This is a genomic window from Spirillospora sp. NPDC046719 (assembly GCF_040645715.1).
In the GTDB taxonomy this organism is placed as follows: Bacteria; Actinomycetota; Actinomycetes; order Streptosporangiales; family Streptosporangiaceae; genus Spirillospora.
The window spans coordinates 1-17,566 of the sequence record NZ_JBEYYT010000182.1 but is presented as its reverse complement, the minus strand read 5'-3'; the positions used below and the strand labels follow the sequence as shown (position 1 = coordinate 17,566).

Here is a 17,566-nt window from a genome sequence, read left to right as displayed (position 1 = left end):
CGTGGGCGCGGTGGGACTGGCCGGCCCCCGGGCGCGGCCACCCGGCCCGGGCGCGCGCGCCCCCCGGCGCGGGCCGCGCCCCCCCCCCCCGACGGGCCGCAGCAGCGTGCGCCGACCGGTGCTTCTCCGGGCGCCACAACTCCGGTGCGGCGCCGGCGGCCACGCCGGCCGCGGCAGCGGCGATCATGGTGAGCGCGTGGCGGCGGTCCATTTCGGTGTCCTTTGTCGCAGAAGGCGTCGAGTTGTGAGACGACTTGAAGATCCGTCGAGTTTGCGGCCTTTGTTGCCGGTCTCCGCTGGAATCCGGTCTGAACATCGTCGGGCCGGTTTTCCCTGCCTTTGGGGCAGGGCAGGCCGTCGAGGTGATCGCCTGGTCGTGCGACGATCGTCGCCGTGGCCGTTGACGAAGCCGTCCCTCCGCCGCTCTCCGGACGCCGGGTGCTCACCCGCGAGGTGTGGCTGGTGTTCGCCCTCTCACTGGGCGCCTCGGGAGTGTCGGCGCTCATCTCGTTCCTCGGCTCGGTGACCGCCGGCAAGACACTGAACCGCCAGACGGCATCGCTGATCACCGACGCCGCGCCCGGACGTCCCTGGCTGGGCCTGGCCTGGCAGCTGTTCTCCCTGGCGACCGCACTCGTGCCGGTCGCCCTGGTGGCGCATCTGATGGACCGCGGAGGTGAGCCGCTCGGGAGGACACTCGGCGTCGGATGGGTTCCGCGCGGGACGGATCTGCTGCGCGGCGCCGGGGTCGCGGCCGTCATCGGTGGGTCCGGGCTCGGCCTCTACCTGGCCGCGCGCGGTCTGGGCGCGAACCTGACCGTCGTCCCCTCGACGCTGGGGAAGGTGTGGTGGCGGATCCCGGTGCTGGTGCTGTCGGCCGTCCAGAACGCAGTGCTCGAAGAGGTCATCGTGCTGGGCTACCTGCTGCATCGGCTCGGCCAGTTGGGCCGGCCCGAGTGGAAGGCCGACGCGACGAGCGCGCTCGTGCGCGGCAGCTATCACCTCTACCAGGGCCTGGGCGGGCTGGTGGGCAACATGGTGATGGGTCTGATCTTCGCCCGGTTGTACCGCCGCTGGGGCCGGGTGATGCCGCTGCTGGTGGCGCACGCACTGATCGACACCGTTGCGTTCATCGGTTCGGTGGCGCTGTCGGGGAAGGTCTCCTGGCTGCCTCGGCACTGATGTCTCCGTCGATACCCGGTGACCGCCGGCGCATCCTTCGGCGGACATGCTCGTGGCCGGACGTGGACGCGGCTTCCCAGCAGGTCACTGATCCCTGTGCCGCGGTCGACACGTCGTCCCGCAGGAGGGCCGCAACGCGTGTCCAAACCCCTCATGCGGTTCCACCGGCGATCGTTCACGCCGGACGGCAGGTGATCCAACGATGACCGCGGCAAAGACCGAACCGGTCCAGGCCGACCAGCACAGTGCCACTGATCTTGCCCACCAGCAGCCACGTCCATCCGGCCAGCACCGCCACCAGCAGCGACGCGGCGAACCGTCCGACGACCATCTCCGGGTCCGCCGGGAACGCCACGGCGGTGGCGACCAGCACGACCGGGTTGATCGCCGGCGCCGCGAGCAGGAAGGTCAGCGCGGCGACGGGCGCCACACCGCGAAACATCAGCCCGCCCGCGACCGGCACCGACGCGCATTCGCATCCCGGCAGCACCGCGCCCATCGCGCCCGCGACCGGCACCGCGGCCCCGGCGTTGCGCGGCAGCACGCGCCGCCACACCGCCGGCGGGACGAACGCCGTGATCGCCGCCGAGACAGCGACCCCGAACACCAGGAACGGGAACGCCTGCACGCACACCGCGACGAAGATGGTCGCCCACGCGTCCACAGCGGCCGCGCCGACGCGCGGTGCCACCCAGATCCGGCCGGCGACCAAGGCGACCGCCAGCAGGCCGAAGGTCCAGGCGGCCCGGGCCCCCGACGAGGCCGGCCCGCGGCGCCCCCACCCGGCGGGCGGCAACAGGTCGTCCTCGGCCTCCCGGAGGCCGACACCCTCGATCATGCCGGACACCGTGCCAGAGGCCCCACGCCACAGACCGCGATACTCGCGGCCACCCGGTGACCAGCACTTCGAGCAGCGGTCACCGCACCGCGGGATCAGCGCTTGGTGCGCGCGCAGTCGGGGCAGAGCCCGAAGACCTCCACGGTGTGGTCCACCTCGGCGAAGCCCGCCTCGGCGGCGACGCGCTCGGCCCAGCGTTCGATCGCGGCCGCCTCGACCTCGATGCTGCGTCCGCACGAGCGGCAGGTCAGATGGTGGTGGTGAGCGCCGGTGTCGCAGCGCCGGTACAGCATCTCGCCGGTCTCGTCGCGCAGGGCGTCGACCGCGCCGCCCTGGTGGAGCGCCTGCAGATGCCGGTACACCGTGGCCAGTCCGACCCGTTCGCCGCGGCGCCTCAGCTCGGCGTGGATGTCCTGGGCGCTGCGGAACTCCGGCAGGTCGGCCAATGCCTGGCCGACGGCCTCGGCCTGGCGCGTCGCCCGTACCCGCGTCCCCCTTGCGGCGGCGGACCGCTGCGGCGGTCGAGGGGATGCGTGCGAGGACATCGAGCGGCACTCCGGCGGATCGAGGAGGTGGGCCTCCGCACAGTACCAATCGGCGCCGACGGCTCGCCCGCACAGCCGTCGACACGACACGGAGATCTCGTGATTTTGACAATCATTACCGTTTTCAGCAGTATTGAGACTGATTTTCATTGACACATCTGCCTTCACCTGCGAGGAGACACCGTGCGTACACCCCCCGGCCGTCTTGCGGTCGCGGCCCCGGTCCTGGCGGCCCTGCTCGCCGCGGCCACCGCCTGCGGCGGCTCCGACTCCGGCGACGGCTCCGGCGACGGCGGCGGGAAGCTGAAGGTCGTGGCCACGACCACGCAGGTGGCCGACTTCGCCCGCAACATCGGCGACGACAAGGTGAAGGTCACGCAGATCCTCAAGCCCAACGTCGACCCGCACGACTACGAGCCCTCCCCCGCCGACATCCAGGCCATCGCCGACGCCGACGTCGTCGTCAAGAGCGGGGTCGGGCTGGAGCGGTGGCTGGACCAGACGATCAAGTCCGCGGGCTTCCACGGCACCGTGGTCGACTCCAGCAAGGGCGTCACGATCCGCAAGGGCGACGGCAGCGAGGAGGAGGCCGCCGGAGACCCGCACATCTGGCACAACCCTCAGAACGTGCAGATCATGAGCCGCGACATCGCCGCCGCGTTCGAGGCCGAGGATCCCGCCGACAAGGCCGCCTACGAGGCGAACCTGAAGACCTACACCGGCAAGCTGGCCCAGCTCGACACCTGGATCGCCGGGCAGATCGACGCGCTGCCCGCCGACCAGCGCAAGCTGGTCACCAATCACGACGCGTTCGGGTACTACATCGACCGGTACCACCTGACGTTCGTCGGCTCGATCATCCCGAGCTTCGACACCTCCGCCGAACTTTCGGGCAAGCAGCTCAACACCCTCGTCGGCAAGATCAGGGCGACGGGCGTGAAGGCGATCTTCTCCGAGTCCTCGCTGCCGCCCAAGACCGCCGAGGCCATCGGACGCCAGGCGGGCGTGAAGGTCGAAGCCGGAGAGGACTCCTTGTACGGGGACACCCTCGGTCCGGCCGGCTCGGCGGGCGCGACGTACCTGGACATGGAGCGGCACAACACCACCACCATCGTCACCGCGCTGAAGGGCTGACGATGAGCACCCCGGAATCGAACCGCCCCGCCCCGTCCGGAGCAGCCTCGGAGAAGGCCGCACCGGATCCCGGGCCCGCACTGCTGGAACTCGAGGAAGTCAGCGTCGCCTACGGCCCCGCCCTCGCGCTGGAGGACATCGGCGGCACGGTCGCCGCCGGTGAGGCCGTCGCCCTGATCGGGCCGAACGGCGCCGGCAAGTCGACCCTCATCAAGGCGATCCTCGGCCTGGTGCCGCTGTCCGCGGGCCGGATCCGCGTGCTCGGCACCGCGCCGGCCCAGGCACGCCGCGAGGTCGCCTACGTCCCGCAGGCCGACACCCTCGACCCCGAGTTCCCGATCTCGGTCGGCCAGGTGGTGCTGATGGGCCGCTACCGGCGAATCGGCTGGCTGCGCCGCCCCAAGGCCGCCGACAGACAGGCCGCGCAGCGCGCGCTGGAGCAGGTCGGCCTGGCCGACCGTACACGGGACCGGTTCGGGACCCTGTCGGGCGGGCAGCGCCAGCGGGTGCTGCTCGCCCGCGCGATCGCCGCCGAGCCGCGCCTGCTGCTGCTGGACGAGCCGTTCAACGGCGTCGACGCCGTCAGCGAGCAGGCCCTGCTGGACGCGATCGGCGCGCTGAAACGCCAAGGCGCGGCCGTCGTGGTCTCGACCCACGACCTGGCGCTCGCGCACCTGGCCTGCGAGGAGGCCTGCCTGCTCAACCGCCGCCAGTTCGGCTTCGGCCCCACCGGCGCGACCCTCACCCCCGACCGGCTGCGCGACACCTACGGTGGGCACGCGCTCGAACTCCGCGGCGACCGCGTCATCGTCGCGCACTCGTAGGCGGCCATGTACCAGTTCTTCATCGAACCGTTCGGCTACCCGTTCATGGGGCGGGCGCTCGCCGAGATGATGATCCTCGGCGCGCTGGCCGGGACCGTCGGCGTGCTGATCCTGCTGCGCCGCCTGGCGTTCATCACCGACGCCCTGACCCACACCGTCTTCCCGGGCGTCGTGATCGGCTACCTGCTCAGCGGCGAGGGTGGCATTTTCTGGGGCGCGCTGGTCGCCGGCGCCGCGACCGCCGGGCTGCTCACGCTGCTCACCCGGCACCGGGCCGTCACCGAGGACACCGCCCTGGCGGTCCTGCTGACCACGTTCTTCGCGGCCGGCGTCGTCCTGGTGTCGAGGCGGTCGGGGTACACCGCCGACCTGACCGCGTTCCTGTTCGGCCGGATCCTCACGGTCACCCAGCAGCAGCTCACGCAGACCCTGGTGGTCACAGTGCTGGTCGTCGCGGCGCTGGCGGTGCTGCGGCGCCCGCTGATCGCCCGCACCTTCGACCCGGACGGCGCGCAGGCGGCCGGATACCGGATCGGCCTGCTGGACCTGGTCACCAACACCATCGTCGCCCTGGTCGTCGTCGCCTCCGTGCGCGCCGTCGGGACGGTCCTGGTCATCGCGCTGCTGATCGTGCCCGCCGCCGCGGCCCGCGCCCTGTCGGACCGGCTGGCGCTGATCGTGCCGATCGCCGCCCTCCTCGGCGCGCTCGCCGGCTGGGCCGGGCTCTCGATCAGCTACGACGCGTCCCTCCACCACGGGCTCCGGCTCGCCTCCGGCGGCACCGTCGTCCTGGTGCTCATCGCCTGCTACCTGGTGGCTCTCGCCGCAGGAACCGCTTGGCGGCGACTGCGGACCCGGCGACCACGGACCCGGCGGGCCGCGGCATGACGGCGGTGGAGTACGCATGCGCGGAGGCCGTGCTACTCGGCGCGGTCGGCGGCCTGATCAGCGTGCAGATCGTGCTGCGCAGGCTGCCGTTCTTCACGCTGGCGATGACGCACGCCACCTTCCCCGGCGTGGTGCTCGCGGCGGTCGCCGGCCTGAACCTGTACGCGGGCGGCGCCCTGTTCGGGGTGCTGGTCGTCCTCGGCGTCCTGGGCTTGTCCCGGCGGCCCGCGCAAGGCATGAGCACCGCGATCGGGATCGTGCTGTCGGCCGGTTTCGCACTGGGCGTCGTCCTGCTGTCGGCCCGCAACGGCTTCTCCAAGGACCTCACCGCCTACACCGTCGGGCAGATCCTCACCGTGGGGAAGGGCGACCTGGCCGCCGTCGCCATCGTCGGCGTCCTGGTCACCGCGCTCCTGCTCACCGCGGGCCGGCAGCTCACCTTCCGCGCCTTCGACCCCGGCGGCTACACCGCCGCGGGATACCGTCCGGCCGTCACCGACCTGGCGCTGCTGCTGACCATCGAGGCCGTCATCGTCGTCGCCGTGCCCGCCGTCGGCGCCATCCTGGCCGTGGCCGTCCTGGTCGGCCCGGCCGCCATCGCCCGACTATGGACCCACAACGTCACGGCCATGACAGCCATCGCGGTGGCCGCCGGCATGGGCAGCGGCCTGGCCGGCGTGCAGGTCTCCACCCACTACGACGTCGCCAGTGGAGGCACCATCACCCTCGTCACCGGCGGCCTCTTCGTCCTGTCGCTGGTCGCCACCACGGCCTGGACGGCCCTGCGCAGCCGGCAAAGCGGATATCAACGTGAGAGCGGCACACGGCCGCCGGTGACGACCGCGTCCGAAAAAGCGGCCTCGTGATCACCGCTGCCGAGCCCGCCGTCGACGGGTGCCGTGGCCGATGACCGGTTTCGCCGGACGTGCCCTGGTGGAACTGGTCCTGACCGCGGTGGTGTGCGGAGTGCTCGGCGTTCAGGTCGTGCTGCGGCGCCTGGCGTTCTTCACGCACGCCCTCGGTCACGTCGCCTTTCTCGACATCGTCGCCGCCTCCGTCGCGGGAGCCGACCTCAACGCCCCCTCACGATGAGGGCGTGGGGATACCGCGGCGGGCTCATCGACGGGATGCTGCCGGCCCTCATCGCCGTCACCGTCATGACCGACGTCCCCGCCATCGGCGCAACCTTGCCTCTGGCGCTGATCGCAGGCCAGCCGCCGCGGCGCTCGTCCTGATCCAGCGCATCGTCCCCGCGATGCTCCTGGCCGCCCTGCTCGGGGCGGCGTCCGCTACCGCGGGCCCTTCCCTCTCCCTGCACTCCCAGGTCACGACGGGCGCCGGCACCGCGGTCGTCTGCGGCGTCCCGTTCACCGCCGCCCTCGCCTACCACCGCGCCGTCCACGGACGGTGAAACGCGCCGGTCGCCGTGCCCTGCGGCGTTGCGGATCGTTCGACCGTCCAGTCGCAGGCGGAGCCGTCCATCGGATCGCAGCACCTGGGCGGTGGTTCACGGGATCGCCGAACGTGGCCGGGGAGGGCTCTTGGAATGTTGAGGTCAGGTCGAACCTGCCATGGGGATCGCGAGTGCGCTAGATGGTGGCATTCGGTCGTCACGAGGTGGCGGAGGCCGAGCCGACGGGCGGCCCGGAGGGTCGGGCCGCGTGCCACACGTCCTGGTTCTTGGTTTGCGAAGGCGCTTCGTCCAGAGGTGTTCGGGCGTCGGCGGCTCAGTTGAGCGGTGCGGTGCGGCGGGGGCCGGCTCGCCGCAGCCGGGCCGGGAGGCCCTGCGGGTCGTGGTCGGAGCTGCGCAGCCACGTGCAGAGCGCCGCGACGTCGGTGGCCGAACGGATGGGCCCGATGTGGACGGCGGAGCCGACCGGGCGGCGGTCCCGGGTGCAGGGCTGCACCGTCACCGTCGCCCCCGGGAGTCGGCATAGGTGAGCGCGGACGACACGGCTGTGCAGACATCCGGTGGTGACCAGGACACCGTGCGGGCAGTCGCGGATCGTCTCCCGCAGATTCTCCAGCAGAGAGAGCGAGTCCGGGCAGGAGGACGCACGGCAGAGCAGGACGGTCATGGGTTGCACGGTTCTCCCTTCGCGCCGGCTGCGAGGCGGACGGTGGTCACGTGGCGGTCGGGTTCAGGTCGAGGACCTCGGCGAAGGGATCGTCCAGGTCGGCGGTGGGCTCGCCGGGGCGCAGCAGGCACCAGTCGAGCAGTTCGTGAATCCGGTCGTGGTCGAGTTCGGGACCGGTGAAGACCAGGTGCTGGACGCGGTCGCCGTGCTCGGGCGTCCAGTCCAGTGCCGCGGCGACCCTGCGGGCCGGATCGGCCTTGGTCCAGGCGGCGACGGGGAGCGCGGCCAGCCACGGACCGGCGTCCTCCACGGCGACGATGCCGGCCACCGCGTCCCAGGCCAGCATCCGGTCGGGACGGCTGGCGACCCAGAACCGCCCTCGGCTGCGCACCGATCGGGTGGCGAGGTCGTCCATGGCGTCGAAGAGCCGCGCCGGGTGCAGGGGCGCCGTGCGCCGCCAGACCACGGTGTCCACCGCCGGCGTGTGCAGCCGGCACGGCAGCCGGGCGGTGGCCGGGTCGACGCGCGCGGCCAGCTCGTGCACGCACAGGGCCGGGCCGCCGACGGCCGGGAGCGGTTCGCCGGGCAGCACGACCGGCGTCGTCGGCGCCAGGTGCTCGAGCACCTCCCTGCACAGGTCCAGGTCGCCTTCGTCGGCCGGGGGCAGCGGAGCGGGCAGCACCTCCGGGACGATCAGGGCGGTGGCGTACTCGATCTGGCGGGCCAGCACCTCGGCCAGGTAGCGCTCGTCGGTGGCGGCGCCCGCCTTGCCGATGTCGGCGAGCCGTTCGCCCCGGCAGATGTCGGTGGGCATCAGCTCGGCGTCCACGGCGGTCAGCACGCCGGTGAGCCGGATCTCGCCGTTCCATTCGGGATGGCCGAGGGTTTCGGCGACCGTCCTCGGCTCGACGCAATCCCACAGGTCCACCACCAGCAGCGAGGCGCTCCCGGCGTAGCGGAGCACCTCCGGGATCAGGTCCTGGCGGACGGTGCAGGACACGCATCCGTGCTCCAGCCGGATCACCGCCCGCTCCCGCACGGTGCCGGCGTCGCGGACGGTGCGGACCACCAGTCCCCCGGTGATGTCGCGCAGGTCATGGTGGATCGCCACGGCGCCGGGGTGCTCGCGCAGCAACCGGTCGACGGTGGCGGCGCGGGCGGTGCCGTGCAGCCCGGCCACCAGCACGACGGGTACCGACATGGGGACTCCTCCACTCGCGAATGAAAATGATTATCGCTATCATGCCATGAGTCGAGAGGAGATTCGATGGCCCGCAACGACCTGCGGCCGGTGATCAAGCTGCGCTCCACCGCCGGGACCGGCCACACCTACGTCACCCGCAAGAACCGCCGCAACGACCCCGACCGGCTGACCCTGCGCAAGTACGACCCGGTCGTCCGCAGGCACGTGCTGTACCGGGAGGAACGCTGATGCCCGCGCGCTGCCGGCTCACCGGCGCCCGGCCGGGCTTCGGCAAGAAGGTGTCCCGTTCGCACCGCCGCACCCCGCGCCGGTTCGACCCCAACATCCAGACCAAGCGGTACTGGCTGCCGAGCGAACGCCGGCACGTGCGGCTGCGGCTGTCCGCCCGCGCGATCAGGACCATCGACAAGATCGGCATCGAGGCCGCCGTCGCCCGCATCCGCGCCCGAGGAGAGAAGGTCTGATGGCCAAGAAGAGCAAGATCGCCGCGAATGAGCGGCGCAGGGCGACCGTCGCCCGGCACGCGGCCCGCCGGGCCGAGCTCAAGCGCCTGGTCCGCAGCCCCCACACCGCCGAGGAGATCCGCGCGGCGGCGGCCCGCGAACTGCGGCGCCAGCCGCGCGACGCCAGCGCCACCCGCGTCCGCAACCGCGACGCCGTCGACGGACGCCCCCGCGGGCACCTGCGCAGGTTCGGCCTGTCCCGGATCCGCTTCCGGGAACTGGCCCACCGCGGCGAACTCCCCGGCGTCACCAAGTCGAGCTGGTAAGGACACAGGCGATGGCCGTCCCCAAACGCAAGAAGTCCCGCAGCAACACCCGCAAGCGCCGCTCGCAATGGAAGGCGACACGTCCCGACCTGGTCACCGTCACCGTCGAAGGACGGCAGGTGATGGTGCCGCGCAACCTGGTCCGCGCCTACCGCGACGGCCTCATTTCCTACGAGCGCTGAGGAGGCCCGCATGACCGCCCCCCGGTCCCGCCGTTCCGACCGGCACTTCAAGTCGAACCCGCTGCAGGGCGTGACCTACATCGACTACAAGGACGTGGAGTTGCTGCGGCGGTTCATCTCCGATCGCGGCAAGATCCGCAGCCGTCGCGTCACCGGCGTGACCGTCCAGCAGCAGAAGCAACTCGCCCGGGCCATCAAGAACGCCCGCGAGATGGCGCTGCTCCCCTACGGCTCGCGCCCCGCGGCAGGAGCGCCGCGGGGAATCGCCCGGTGAGGCGCCGGGCGGCGCGACCGCCTTCCTGACCGGTGGCCGCCGTGCCCCAGACCCCCCGCAAACCGCGCAGGCCCGGTGCGCCGGCGACGCCGCGGCAGAAGCTGGTGATCGAGGCGCTGGACCGCAGCGCGGAACCGCGCAGCGCGAACGAACTCCACGCGGACCTGCGCGCCCACGGCGAGAAGGTCGGTCTCACCACCGTCTACCGCGCCCTTGCCGCGCTCGACCGCGCGGGTCTGGTGCACGCCTTCGAGCAGGGCGGCGAGACCGTCTATCTCGGCTGCGGTGGCGGGTCGCACGTCCATCTGGTCTGCCGCGTCTGCGGACTGGTCCTGGAAATCGAGCCGGCCCGCATCCAGGACCGGCTGGACGGGCGGCCTGCCACCGCCGCCTTCCGGGTCGAGCAGGTCTACGGCGTCTGCGGCGAATGCCGCACCGACGCCCCAAGCAGCTGCTAGCCACCATGCGGATCGTGTGAGGAGAGCCGAGTGGCATCGTCCACCGCAGCCCCCACCACGGCACCGAGTTCCGCTGCGATCACAAGGGATCTCGCCAGGATCCGGGGCGAACTCCTCGGCCTGTCCCCGGACCGGATCGACGGCGAGAGCAGCCTCCTGCGCCTCGGCGGTGACTCGGTGCTGACCGTTCGCATGGCCGCGCTGATCCTCCGGAGACTGTCGGTGGGGCTGGCCCTGTCGGAGGTCACGGTGGAGATCACCCGCTCTTACCGATTGGTCACGCGCCGCAGCGGGGACAGCGGGACCGTGCGGGCGCTGCCGGTGGAGATCGAGCACCGCGCCGACCCGGACGCCCCTTTCCCCTGATGCCGCTGCAGCAGGGCTATTTCCTCGGGCAGCACGGCGAATGGGAGCTGTCGTGCGACTCGGCACACTTCTACGCCGACATGCCGTTGCACCGGATGGACGCCGGCGGACGCACTGCACCGGCTCGCGCTGCACCAGCCGACCCTCCGGGCCCGGATCACCGCCGACAGAACGCAGTACGTCCTTCCCCCGGCGCGCCCGGCGTGATTCTGCGGCCTCGCGTCCACGACCTGCGCAAGGCGGGTGATGAGGAGATCCGCGCCACGCTCAAGGCGCTGCGCGGGAGATGTCCGCGGCGGGCCCGGACCCGCTGAGGGGGCCGGGGCTGGACGTGCGGCTCAGCCTCCTCCCCGGTGGACGGGAACGCCTGCACACCGCCATGAGCCTGATCGCGATGGACATGTCCAGGACGGGGAGCCCGGCGGATTTCACGGCTCGACCGGATGGGCCGGCAGACCGCGATAAGGGAGCGGCTCGCTGTAGACGAGGTTGGTGGTGGTGCTGCCGAGTTCCAGCAGCTCGTCCACGACCTCCTCGAGGTGCCCCATGGAAGTCGCGGCGATCTTCAGCACGTAGCAGTCCTCGCCGGTGGTCCGCAAACATTCGAGGATCTCCTCGCGCTCCTGGAGGAGGTGGTGCAGCGGAGTGTGCCGGTTACCTGGATATTTCAGGCGTACGACGGCCAACACCGGCAGCCCGGCCTTCGCCATATCGACGCGGGCGTGGTAGCCGGTGATGACACCTGCCGACTCCAGCCGCCTGACCCGCTCGGTGGTGGCCGAGGCGCTGAGGCTGACCCGCTTTCCCAGCTCGGTGAGGGAGATCCGGCCGTCGCGCTGCAACTCGGTGAGGATCGCCCAGTCGGTCGCGTCAAGATTCTCGGTCACGGGGCCAAAATACCGTCAGATCCACGGCCAGACCGTGGCTACGCCGGGCCGACTCCCTTCAGATAGGCCCGATCAGCTGGATAGCCTGACCCCCGTGAAACTTGGAGTCAACGTTCCGAACTTCGGGCCCGGCACCGATCCGGAGAGGCTGCGCGGCTGGGCTCAGACCGTTGAGGGTCTCGGCTTCGACCTGCTGATGGTCTCCGACCACGTCGCGGTCACGCCCGATGTCGCCGAGCAGTACCCGGCCCCCTTCTACGAACCCTTCACCACGCTGTCGTGGCTCGCGGGCGTCACTCACCGGGTACGGCTGGGGACGACGGTGCTGGTCGCGCCCTACCGGCATCCGCTGCTGGTCGCCCGCATGGCCGCCAACCTCGACCGGCTCAGCGGCGGACGCTTGGTCCTCGGCGTGGGCGTCGGCTGGGCGCGGCAGGAGTTCGAGGCGCTCGGCGTCCCCTTCGAAGACCGCGGCAGGCTCACCGACGAGCACCTCCAGGTCCTCAGGTCCGCCTGGAACGACGCCGACGACTACCGGAGCGGCCACATCCCCATCTGGGTGGGCGGCAGCAGCGACGCCGCGCTCCGCCGCGCCGTGCTCCTCGGCGACGCGTGGCACCCGCTCCGCTTCACCATGCCCTGGCTCGACGAGGCGGTGGAGCGGCTCAGGACGATCGCCGCGGCCGAGAGCCGCCCGGCCCCCGCCCTGGCTCCCCGCATCGTGCTGCGTCTCACCGCCGAGCCCCTCACCGAACGCCGCGCGGGCGAGGGGACGATCGACCAGGTGATGGCCGACCTGGAACACCTGCGCCTGCTGGGCGCCGAGAGCGTCCTGCTCGACCCTTACCTCGGCGACCCGGATGAGACCCACCACCCCGAGACCGCGTGGCAGGCCCTTGCCACCGTGGCCGCCCACCAAAAGGAACACCCGTGACACCCGACGACGAACGCCTGCTGCGCAGGGCCATCGACCTCGCCGCCAAGTCCCGCGCCGCCGGCCACGCCCCCTACGGATCGCTGCTGGCAGGCCCTGATGGCGCCATCCTCGTCGAGGAGCACAACACGGTGCGCGCCGACCGGGACATCAGCGCCCACCCCGAGCTGAAGTTGGCCCGCTGGGCGGCCCGCGAGCTCGATCCGGCCACCGCCGCCACCACGACGATGTTCACCAGCTGCCAGCCCTGCGGCATGTGCACCGGCGCGATCAACCGCTCGGGCCTGGGCCGAGTCGTTTACGCCCTCTCCGCCGAGCAGCATGCCCAGCTCAACCCGAAGGGCGGATTTCCCCGCGTCTCCCAGGAGGGGCCCGCCCTCTTCGACGAGGCCCGAGTCCCGATCGACGGCTACTACATCTGACACAGCCCTGCATGGTGTGGCGATGGAATGGCCGCCGGGCGACATGCGGGCTTTCGACCTGGGCCGCACATTCGACTCATTCCCTGCTGCATCCCCTGAGCCTGAGGATCTGGTGAGCTGCTCTCGGTCGGTTCGAAGACACCAAATGACGGGTGCCAGCTCACGGCCATGTTCGCTCGTTGTTTGCTCCTATGTCGCAGAACCAAGCGGCAGTAGCCGGCACAGAGCGTCATCAGCGCGGACGGTAGAGCTGGCAGAGCGGCGCAGAACCGCACGGGTCGGCAGTCGACAGCACGGCGACCATAGTGATGCAGGGGTCTTCCACATCGATGGTCGCGGGTGCCCGCACCCCCGGCCGTGCCTCTCCACCAGAGCGCCCCCGGCCAGAACCAGGTCCACGACGTCCCGGAAGAACCGCTCCCCCTCGAACGGGACTCTGCCCGCCGCTTTCGGCGGCGCGCCGTGCAGACCTGTCATGTGCTCCCAGGGGCTGAACCACCACACGCCCGCGCCCACCAGGACCACCACCGCCAAGGCGCCCCCCGGGCACACTCATCGTCCACCCCGCCCAGCGCCCCTTCGGTTCCCGCACGGGAGCCGGCTCGGCCGCCGCGTCCCCGCGTTCCTTCTCCTCAACCACGAGGAGTGCTCCTTCCGATCAGACCCACCGAGAGTGCCGCCGACCCGCAGCCTGCCTGGAGCGGCAAATGCTTGACCAGCGATGCCGGTGGACGCCTGAAGTCGAGCGATGCGCGTCATGACATCGATGCCCTCGCACGCGCCGGGCCCAGTCGTGGGTGCTGTGGCCGCGGTCGGCACAGTTGCCTGGAATGGGCACGATGATTCTCGATTGCCCGGTGTCCTTGGGCACGGCTCGGCGGAGGTTCACAGCGCCTCAACGAGACCCCCGGAATGGGGCGTGCGGGCGCCGCGCAATGGCGCAAGGTCGGCGGCGAGTTGGATGGCGCCCCAGAAACCGCGTAGGAGGGCCGGGTCGGCAAGTGGGCGGATCGAGATGGGCTGGCCCAGGGGATGTGACCGCGGCGAGAAGGTCCGGATCATAGGTGTCCTCGACGGTCTGAGGGGTGGCGGGGAGAATCGTGGCCGCGATGTGCTCGCATGGGACGCCGGCGGCACGAGCGCGGGAAGACCAGATGCTCGCATCCGATCGCCGCGACCGACGTGCGCAGCGCTGTGTCGAGCAACTGCGCCGGCGTCATCTCCATGGAATCGGGCGGCAGGTCCTGCGGCTCCAGCGCCGCCAGCAGCGCCGCTCCCAGGTTCGGGGCGTGGCCGTTGACGAGCTCACACAGCCGGCCGACCCGTGCAGGGGTCGCCGACCTCGGACAGGACGGCTCGAGTGGTAGTGGTGAGCGGTACGTCGGTGGGGTGCGATCATCGGCTCGATCAGCTCTGGTCCAGACACCTCCTGCCCGGAACGCCATCGCTGCTGCCTGGGGCATGAGCTTCCCTCTCGCCGGCCGACCTCGACGGCCGATCCAGCACCCTCACATGGAGAGAGGACCCGCGGTCCCGGCGTCCCGGTGTCCGGGGCATCGGCGACGCCTTCGAGATCCGCTCACCTGATGCCGGCCGGCCCGCCGGATGTTACATTTCTCAATCGCATGGAGAATTTCGGTAATGCACCAAGGGCGGCGTCTCATCGCGGCCTCGCTCGCAGGGCGCCGGCCGGTTCCCGCACTGACGGACAGGAGTCTGCATGTCGACGGTCTTGTACGAGAGCAGGGATCGCAAGGCGTACCTCACGCTGAACCGGCCGGAACGGCTCAACGCGATCGACTTCGCCATGCCCGGGGACTTGGCCGCCGCCGTCCGGCGGGCGAACCAGGACCCCGACGTGCACGTGATCGTGCTGCAAGGCGCCGGCCGCGCCTTCTGCTCGGGATACGACCTGAAGATCTCCGCCGAGGACGGCCAGGGGACGCAGGGGGCCGGCGGCAACCCGGTCTGGGATCCGATCCAGGACTACACGGCGATGAAGTCGTTCACCGACGACTACTTCTCTCTGTGGCGGTCGCTCAAGCCGACGATCGCCAAGGTGCACGGGTTCGCGGTGGCCGGCGGGAGCGACATCGCACTGTCGTGCGACCTGGTGGTCATGGCCGACGACGCGCGGATCGGGTACATGCCGGCGCGGGTCTGGGGCTGCCCGACCACCGCGATGTGGGTCTACCGGCTGGGCGCCGAACGCGCCAAACGGATGTTGCTCACCGGCGACACCATCGACGGCCGGACGGCGGCGGACTGGGGCCTGGTCCTCGAGTCCGTGCCCGCCGAGGACCTCGACGGCGCGGTCGAGGCCCTCGCCGACCGCATCGCCGGAGTCCCGATCAACCAGCTCGCCATGCAGAAACTCATGATCAACCAGGCCTACGACAACATGGGGCTGCACGGAACCCAGATCCTCGCCACCCTGTTCGACGGCATCACCCGGCACTCCCCCGAGGGGCGCTGGTTCCAGGAGTTCGCCGCCGCACACGGCTTCCATGAAGCCGTCAAATGGCGCGATTCCGGCCGCTGGATTCCCAACGGCGGCGGCCCCGTCCCCGACGCGGCGGACCTCGAACGAGAGACCTGATCACGACTCCGAAGAACCAGGCGCGGCCGTCAGGGTTCCGGCGGGACGGTGGAGGTCTTTGCCGGGTGGGGGCTTTACGGCGGTTTTCGGTTGGACAGTCACTCCTTATGGAGAAGCTCGCTTTTGGGGATCGGACCGACTTCGAGAACGCCGAGCGGGGGTTGGTCGCCTCGCTGTCGCCCGCGGTGGTGAAGGACGCGGAGGGGAAGGTCGTCTGGGACAACGACGCGTTCGCCTTCCTGGACGGCCCGTGCCCGGAGACGGCGAACCCGTCGCTGTGGCGGCAGTCGCAGCTGTGCGCCAAGCAGGGGCTGTTCGAGGTCGCGGACGGGATCTACCAGGTCCGGGGCCTGGACTTGTCGAACATGACGCTGGTCGAGGGCGACCGGGGTGTGATCGTGATCGACCCGCTGGTGTCGGTCGAGACGGCCGCGGCCGCGCTGGCGCTCTACCGGCAGCATCGCGGAGAGCGTCCCGTCACCGGACTCGTCTACACCCATTCCCACGTCGACCATTTCGGTGGCGCCGAGGGCGTCATCGAGGCCGGCAATCCGGATGGGGTGCCGATCCTGGCTCCGGAAGGGTTCCTTGATCACGCGGTCTCGGAGAACGTCTACGCGGGCATCGCGATGGGTCGCCGGGGCTTTTACCACACCGGCGTCATGCTGGAGAAGAGCGCGGACGGGATGATCGGGACCGGGCTCGGGCAGACCGCCTCGTCGGGCAGGATCTCGCTGGTCCCGCCCACCATGGACGTCACCCGCACGGGCCAGGAAGAGGTCATCGACGGGGTGCGGATCGTCTTCCAGATGACGCCGGGCACGGAGGCCCCGGCGGAGATGAACTTCCTGTTCCCCGACCGGCGGGCGCTGTGCCTGGCCGAGAACGCCACCCACAACCAGCACAACATCCTGACGCTGCGCGGCGCGGTCGTCCGTGATGCGCGCGTATGGGCCCGGTACCTCGACGAGGCGATCGACCTGTTCGCCGACAGGGCCGACGTCGCCTTCGCCTCGCACCATTGGCCGACGTGGGGCCGCGAGGACATCGTGGCGTTCCTGTCCCAGCAGCGGGACATGTACGCCTACCTGCACGATCAGACGCTGCGGCTGCTCAACCAGGGCTTCACCGGCCCCGAGATCGCCGAGATGATGGAGTTGCCGCCCGAGCTGGCCAACGCATGGCACGCGCGCGGCTACTACGGCTCGATGAGCCATAACGTCAAGGCGATCTACCAGCGCTACATGGGCTGGTTCGACGGCAATCCGGCGCACTTGTGGGAGCATCCGCCGGTTGAGAACGCGAAGCGGTACGTCGAATGCATGGGCGGCGCGTCCAAGGTGATGGCGATGGCGCGCGACTACGCGGCCCACGGGGATCTGCGTTTCGCCGCGACGCTGCTGAACCACGTGGTGTTCGCCGACGCCGACAACGCCGACGCCAAATCCGCGCTCGCCGACGTATACCAGCGGCTCGGGCAGGGCGCGGAGAACGGGACCTGGCGGAACTTCTACCTCACCGGCGCGATGGAGCTGCGCGAGGGCATCCAGCCCGTTCCGACGAGTATCTCCGGCGGAATGGCTGCCGGCCTGAGCGTCGAGCAGGTCTTCGATTCCCTGGCCATACGCGTCAACGGGCCCAAAGCGTGGGACGAGCGTCTGACCATCGACTGGGAGTTCACCGATTCCGGCGACCGGTACCGCATGTCGCTGTCCAACGGGGCGCTCATGCACCGCAGGATCGCCGAAGGCACGCAGGGCGCCGACCTGACGCTGGCGTTGACCAAGCCGATGCTGCTCGCCCTGGTCAGCGGCCAGGACGTCGCCGGCATCACCACCACCGGCGACGGCGCGGCGCTACGGCGGCTCCTCGGCGTCATCGACGCGCCCGAGCCGAACTTCGCCATCGTGACGCCCTGAACGCCGCCCGGCCGGGGCCCGCGAGGATCCCGGCCGGGTATGCGGGCCTCGCCTGGTGCTCAC

The 17,566-nt window shown here is 71.0% G+C and carries 24 protein-coding genes and 1 pseudogene; 20 read left to right on the top strand and 5 right to left on the bottom strand.

Translation table 11 applies throughout. The features are described from left to right. Nucleotides 1-393 precede the first annotated feature (393 nt). Nucleotides 394-1,182 carry a CPBP family intramembrane glutamic endopeptidase gene (locus ABZ914_RS27780; RefSeq protein WP_500196792.1) on the top strand — a complete coding sequence of 263 codons (789 nt, stop codon included), beginning with the start codon at nt 394-396 and terminating at the stop codon, nt 1,180-1,182. Between the two features lie 256 nt (nt 1,183-1,438). Here ABZ914_RS27780 and ABZ914_RS27775 read toward each other — a convergent pair. Then, a pseudogene (locus ABZ914_RS27775) lies at nt 1,439-2,020 on the bottom strand (permease); the annotation flags it as partial. 95 nt (nt 2,021-2,115) lie between these two features. Further along, on the bottom strand, nt 2,116-2,565 hold the full coding sequence (locus ABZ914_RS27770) for a Fur family transcriptional regulator (protein ID WP_500196791.1): 450 nt from the start codon (nt 2,563-2,565) through the stop codon (nt 2,116-2,118). 183 nt (nt 2,566-2,748) lie between these two features. Between ABZ914_RS27770 and ABZ914_RS27765 the strand changes: the two genes are divergently transcribed. The 7 genes from ABZ914_RS27765 to ABZ914_RS27735 are packed head-to-tail and all read left to right on the top strand — an operon-like array spanning nt 2,749 to nt 6,822. Continuing rightward, nucleotides 2,749-3,699 (top strand): metal ABC transporter substrate-binding protein, encoded by a 951-nt coding sequence (locus ABZ914_RS27765; RefSeq protein WP_500196790.1) that lies wholly within the window; start codon nt 2,749-2,751, stop codon nt 3,697-3,699. 2 nt (nt 3,700-3,701) lie between these two features. Next, the gene (locus tag ABZ914_RS27760) at nt 3,702-4,523 is read left to right on the top strand and encodes a metal ABC transporter ATP-binding protein (protein ID WP_500196789.1); all 822 of its coding nucleotides are present in this window, start codon (nt 3,702-3,704) and stop codon (nt 4,521-4,523) included. A 6-nt stretch (nt 4,524-4,529) separates the two neighbouring features. Next, entirely contained in the window at nt 4,530-5,411 is an 882-nt protein-coding gene (locus ABZ914_RS27755; protein ID WP_500196788.1) for a metal ABC transporter permease, read from the top strand. Beyond that, complete coding sequence (locus ABZ914_RS27750; protein ID WP_500196787.1) at nt 5,360-6,277, top strand: metal ABC transporter permease; 918 nt, start codon at nt 5,360-5,362, stop codon at nt 6,275-6,277. Before ABZ914_RS27755 ends, ABZ914_RS27750 begins: the two co-directional genes overlap by 52 nt. Nucleotides 6,278-6,317: 40 nt before the next feature. Then, on the top strand, nt 6,318-6,503 hold the full coding sequence (locus tag ABZ914_RS27745; RefSeq protein ID WP_500196786.1) for a metal ABC transporter permease: 186 nt from the start codon (nt 6,318-6,320) through the stop codon (nt 6,501-6,503). After that, nucleotides 6,500-6,646 (top strand): hypothetical protein, encoded by a 147-nt coding sequence (locus tag ABZ914_RS27740; protein WP_500196785.1) that lies wholly within the window; start codon nt 6,500-6,502, stop codon nt 6,644-6,646. Before ABZ914_RS27745 ends, ABZ914_RS27740 begins: the two co-directional genes overlap by 4 nt. Nucleotides 6,647-6,666: 20 nt before the next feature. Then, nucleotides 6,667-6,822, top strand: a complete 156-nt coding sequence (locus tag ABZ914_RS27735; RefSeq protein ID WP_500196784.1) for a hypothetical protein — start codon at nt 6,667-6,669, stop codon at nt 6,820-6,822. Between the two features lie 316 nt (nt 6,823-7,138). On the opposite strand, the gene ABZ914_RS27730 is transcribed toward ABZ914_RS27735, so the two are convergent. Both ABZ914_RS27730 and ABZ914_RS27725 read right to left on the bottom strand, forming a co-directional pair. After that, nucleotides 7,139-7,489, bottom strand: a complete 351-nt coding sequence (locus ABZ914_RS27730) for a hypothetical protein (protein ID WP_500196783.1) — start codon at nt 7,487-7,489, stop codon at nt 7,139-7,141. A 46-nt stretch (nt 7,490-7,535) separates the two neighbouring features. Beyond that, the gene (locus ABZ914_RS27725) at nt 7,536-8,690 is read right to left on the bottom strand and encodes a CobW family GTP-binding protein (protein WP_500196782.1); all 1,155 of its coding nucleotides are present in this window, start codon (nt 8,688-8,690) and stop codon (nt 7,536-7,538) included. Nucleotides 8,691-8,756: 66 nt separating this feature from the next. Here ABZ914_RS27725 and rpmG point away from each other — a divergent pair, with 66 nt between their 5' ends. Genes rpmG through ABZ914_RS27685 form a run of 8 tightly spaced genes read left to right on the top strand, consistent with a single transcriptional unit; the run spans nt 8,757 to nt 11,056 of the window. Continuing rightward, the gene (gene rpmG, locus ABZ914_RS27720) at nt 8,757-8,921 is read left to right on the top strand and encodes a 50S ribosomal protein L33 (RefSeq protein ID WP_500196781.1); all 165 of its coding nucleotides are present in this window, start codon (nt 8,757-8,759) and stop codon (nt 8,919-8,921) included. Beyond that, nucleotides 8,921-9,157, top strand: a complete 237-nt coding sequence (gene rpmB / locus ABZ914_RS27715) for a 50S ribosomal protein L28 (RefSeq protein ID WP_500196780.1) — start codon at nt 8,921-8,923, stop codon at nt 9,155-9,157. The genes rpmG and rpmB overlap by 1 nt, the downstream gene beginning before the upstream one ends. Further along, complete coding sequence (rpsN, locus tag ABZ914_RS27710) at nt 9,157-9,462, top strand: 30S ribosomal protein S14 (RefSeq protein WP_500196779.1); 306 nt, start codon at nt 9,157-9,159, stop codon at nt 9,460-9,462. The genes rpmB and rpsN overlap by 1 nt, the downstream gene beginning before the upstream one ends. An 11-nt stretch (nt 9,463-9,473) precedes the next feature. Next, nucleotides 9,474-9,644: a 50S ribosomal protein L32 gene (gene rpmF / locus ABZ914_RS27705; RefSeq protein ID WP_500196778.1), complete on the top strand. Its 171-nt coding sequence runs from the start codon at nt 9,474-9,476 to the stop codon at nt 9,642-9,644. Nucleotides 9,645-9,654: 10 nt separating this feature from the next. Continuing rightward, a complete protein-coding gene (gene rpsR / locus ABZ914_RS27700) occupies nt 9,655-9,918 on the top strand; it encodes a 30S ribosomal protein S18 (RefSeq protein WP_500196777.1) in 264 nt (87 codons plus the stop codon). A gap of 41 nt (nt 9,919-9,959) precedes the next feature. Further along, the gene (locus ABZ914_RS27695; protein ID WP_500196776.1) at nt 9,960-10,376 is read left to right on the top strand and encodes a Fur family transcriptional regulator; all 417 of its coding nucleotides are present in this window, start codon (nt 9,960-9,962) and stop codon (nt 10,374-10,376) included. Between the two features lie 30 nt (nt 10,377-10,406). Next, nucleotides 10,407-10,742, top strand: a complete 336-nt coding sequence (locus ABZ914_RS27690; RefSeq protein ID WP_500196775.1) for an acyl carrier protein — start codon at nt 10,407-10,409, stop codon at nt 10,740-10,742. Then, complete coding sequence (locus tag ABZ914_RS27685; RefSeq protein ID WP_500196774.1) at nt 10,742-11,056, top strand: hypothetical protein; 315 nt, start codon at nt 10,742-10,744, stop codon at nt 11,054-11,056. The genes ABZ914_RS27690 and ABZ914_RS27685 overlap by 1 nt, the downstream gene beginning before the upstream one ends. A 114-nt stretch (nt 11,057-11,170) precedes the next feature. Here ABZ914_RS27685 and ABZ914_RS27680 read toward each other — a convergent pair whose 3' ends face one another. Next, the gene (locus ABZ914_RS27680) at nt 11,171-11,629 is read right to left on the bottom strand and encodes an Lrp/AsnC family transcriptional regulator (protein WP_500196773.1); all 459 of its coding nucleotides are present in this window, start codon (nt 11,627-11,629) and stop codon (nt 11,171-11,173) included. Nucleotides 11,630-11,723: 94 nt separating this feature from the next. Here ABZ914_RS27680 and ABZ914_RS27675 point away from each other — a divergent pair, with 94 nt between their 5' ends. The 4 genes from ABZ914_RS27675 (at nt 11,724) to ABZ914_RS27660 (ending at nt 17,503) form a co-directional block, all read left to right on the top strand. After that, nucleotides 11,724-12,563: an LLM class flavin-dependent oxidoreductase gene (locus ABZ914_RS27675; RefSeq protein WP_500196772.1), complete on the top strand. Its 840-nt coding sequence runs from the start codon at nt 11,724-11,726 to the stop codon at nt 12,561-12,563. Then, nucleotides 12,560-12,985, top strand: a complete 426-nt coding sequence (locus ABZ914_RS27670; protein ID WP_500196771.1) for a nucleoside deaminase — start codon at nt 12,560-12,562, stop codon at nt 12,983-12,985. Before ABZ914_RS27675 ends, ABZ914_RS27670 begins: the two co-directional genes overlap by 4 nt. A gap of 1,720 nt (nt 12,986-14,705) precedes the next feature. Beyond that, the gene (locus ABZ914_RS27665) at nt 14,706-15,584 is read left to right on the top strand and encodes a crotonase/enoyl-CoA hydratase family protein (RefSeq protein WP_500196770.1); all 879 of its coding nucleotides are present in this window, start codon (nt 14,706-14,708) and stop codon (nt 15,582-15,584) included. 107 nt (nt 15,585-15,691) lie between these two features. After that, complete coding sequence (locus ABZ914_RS27660; protein ID WP_500196769.1) at nt 15,692-17,503, top strand: alkyl/aryl-sulfatase; 1,812 nt, start codon at nt 15,692-15,694, stop codon at nt 17,501-17,503. Nucleotides 17,504-17,566: the final 63 nt, after the last annotated feature.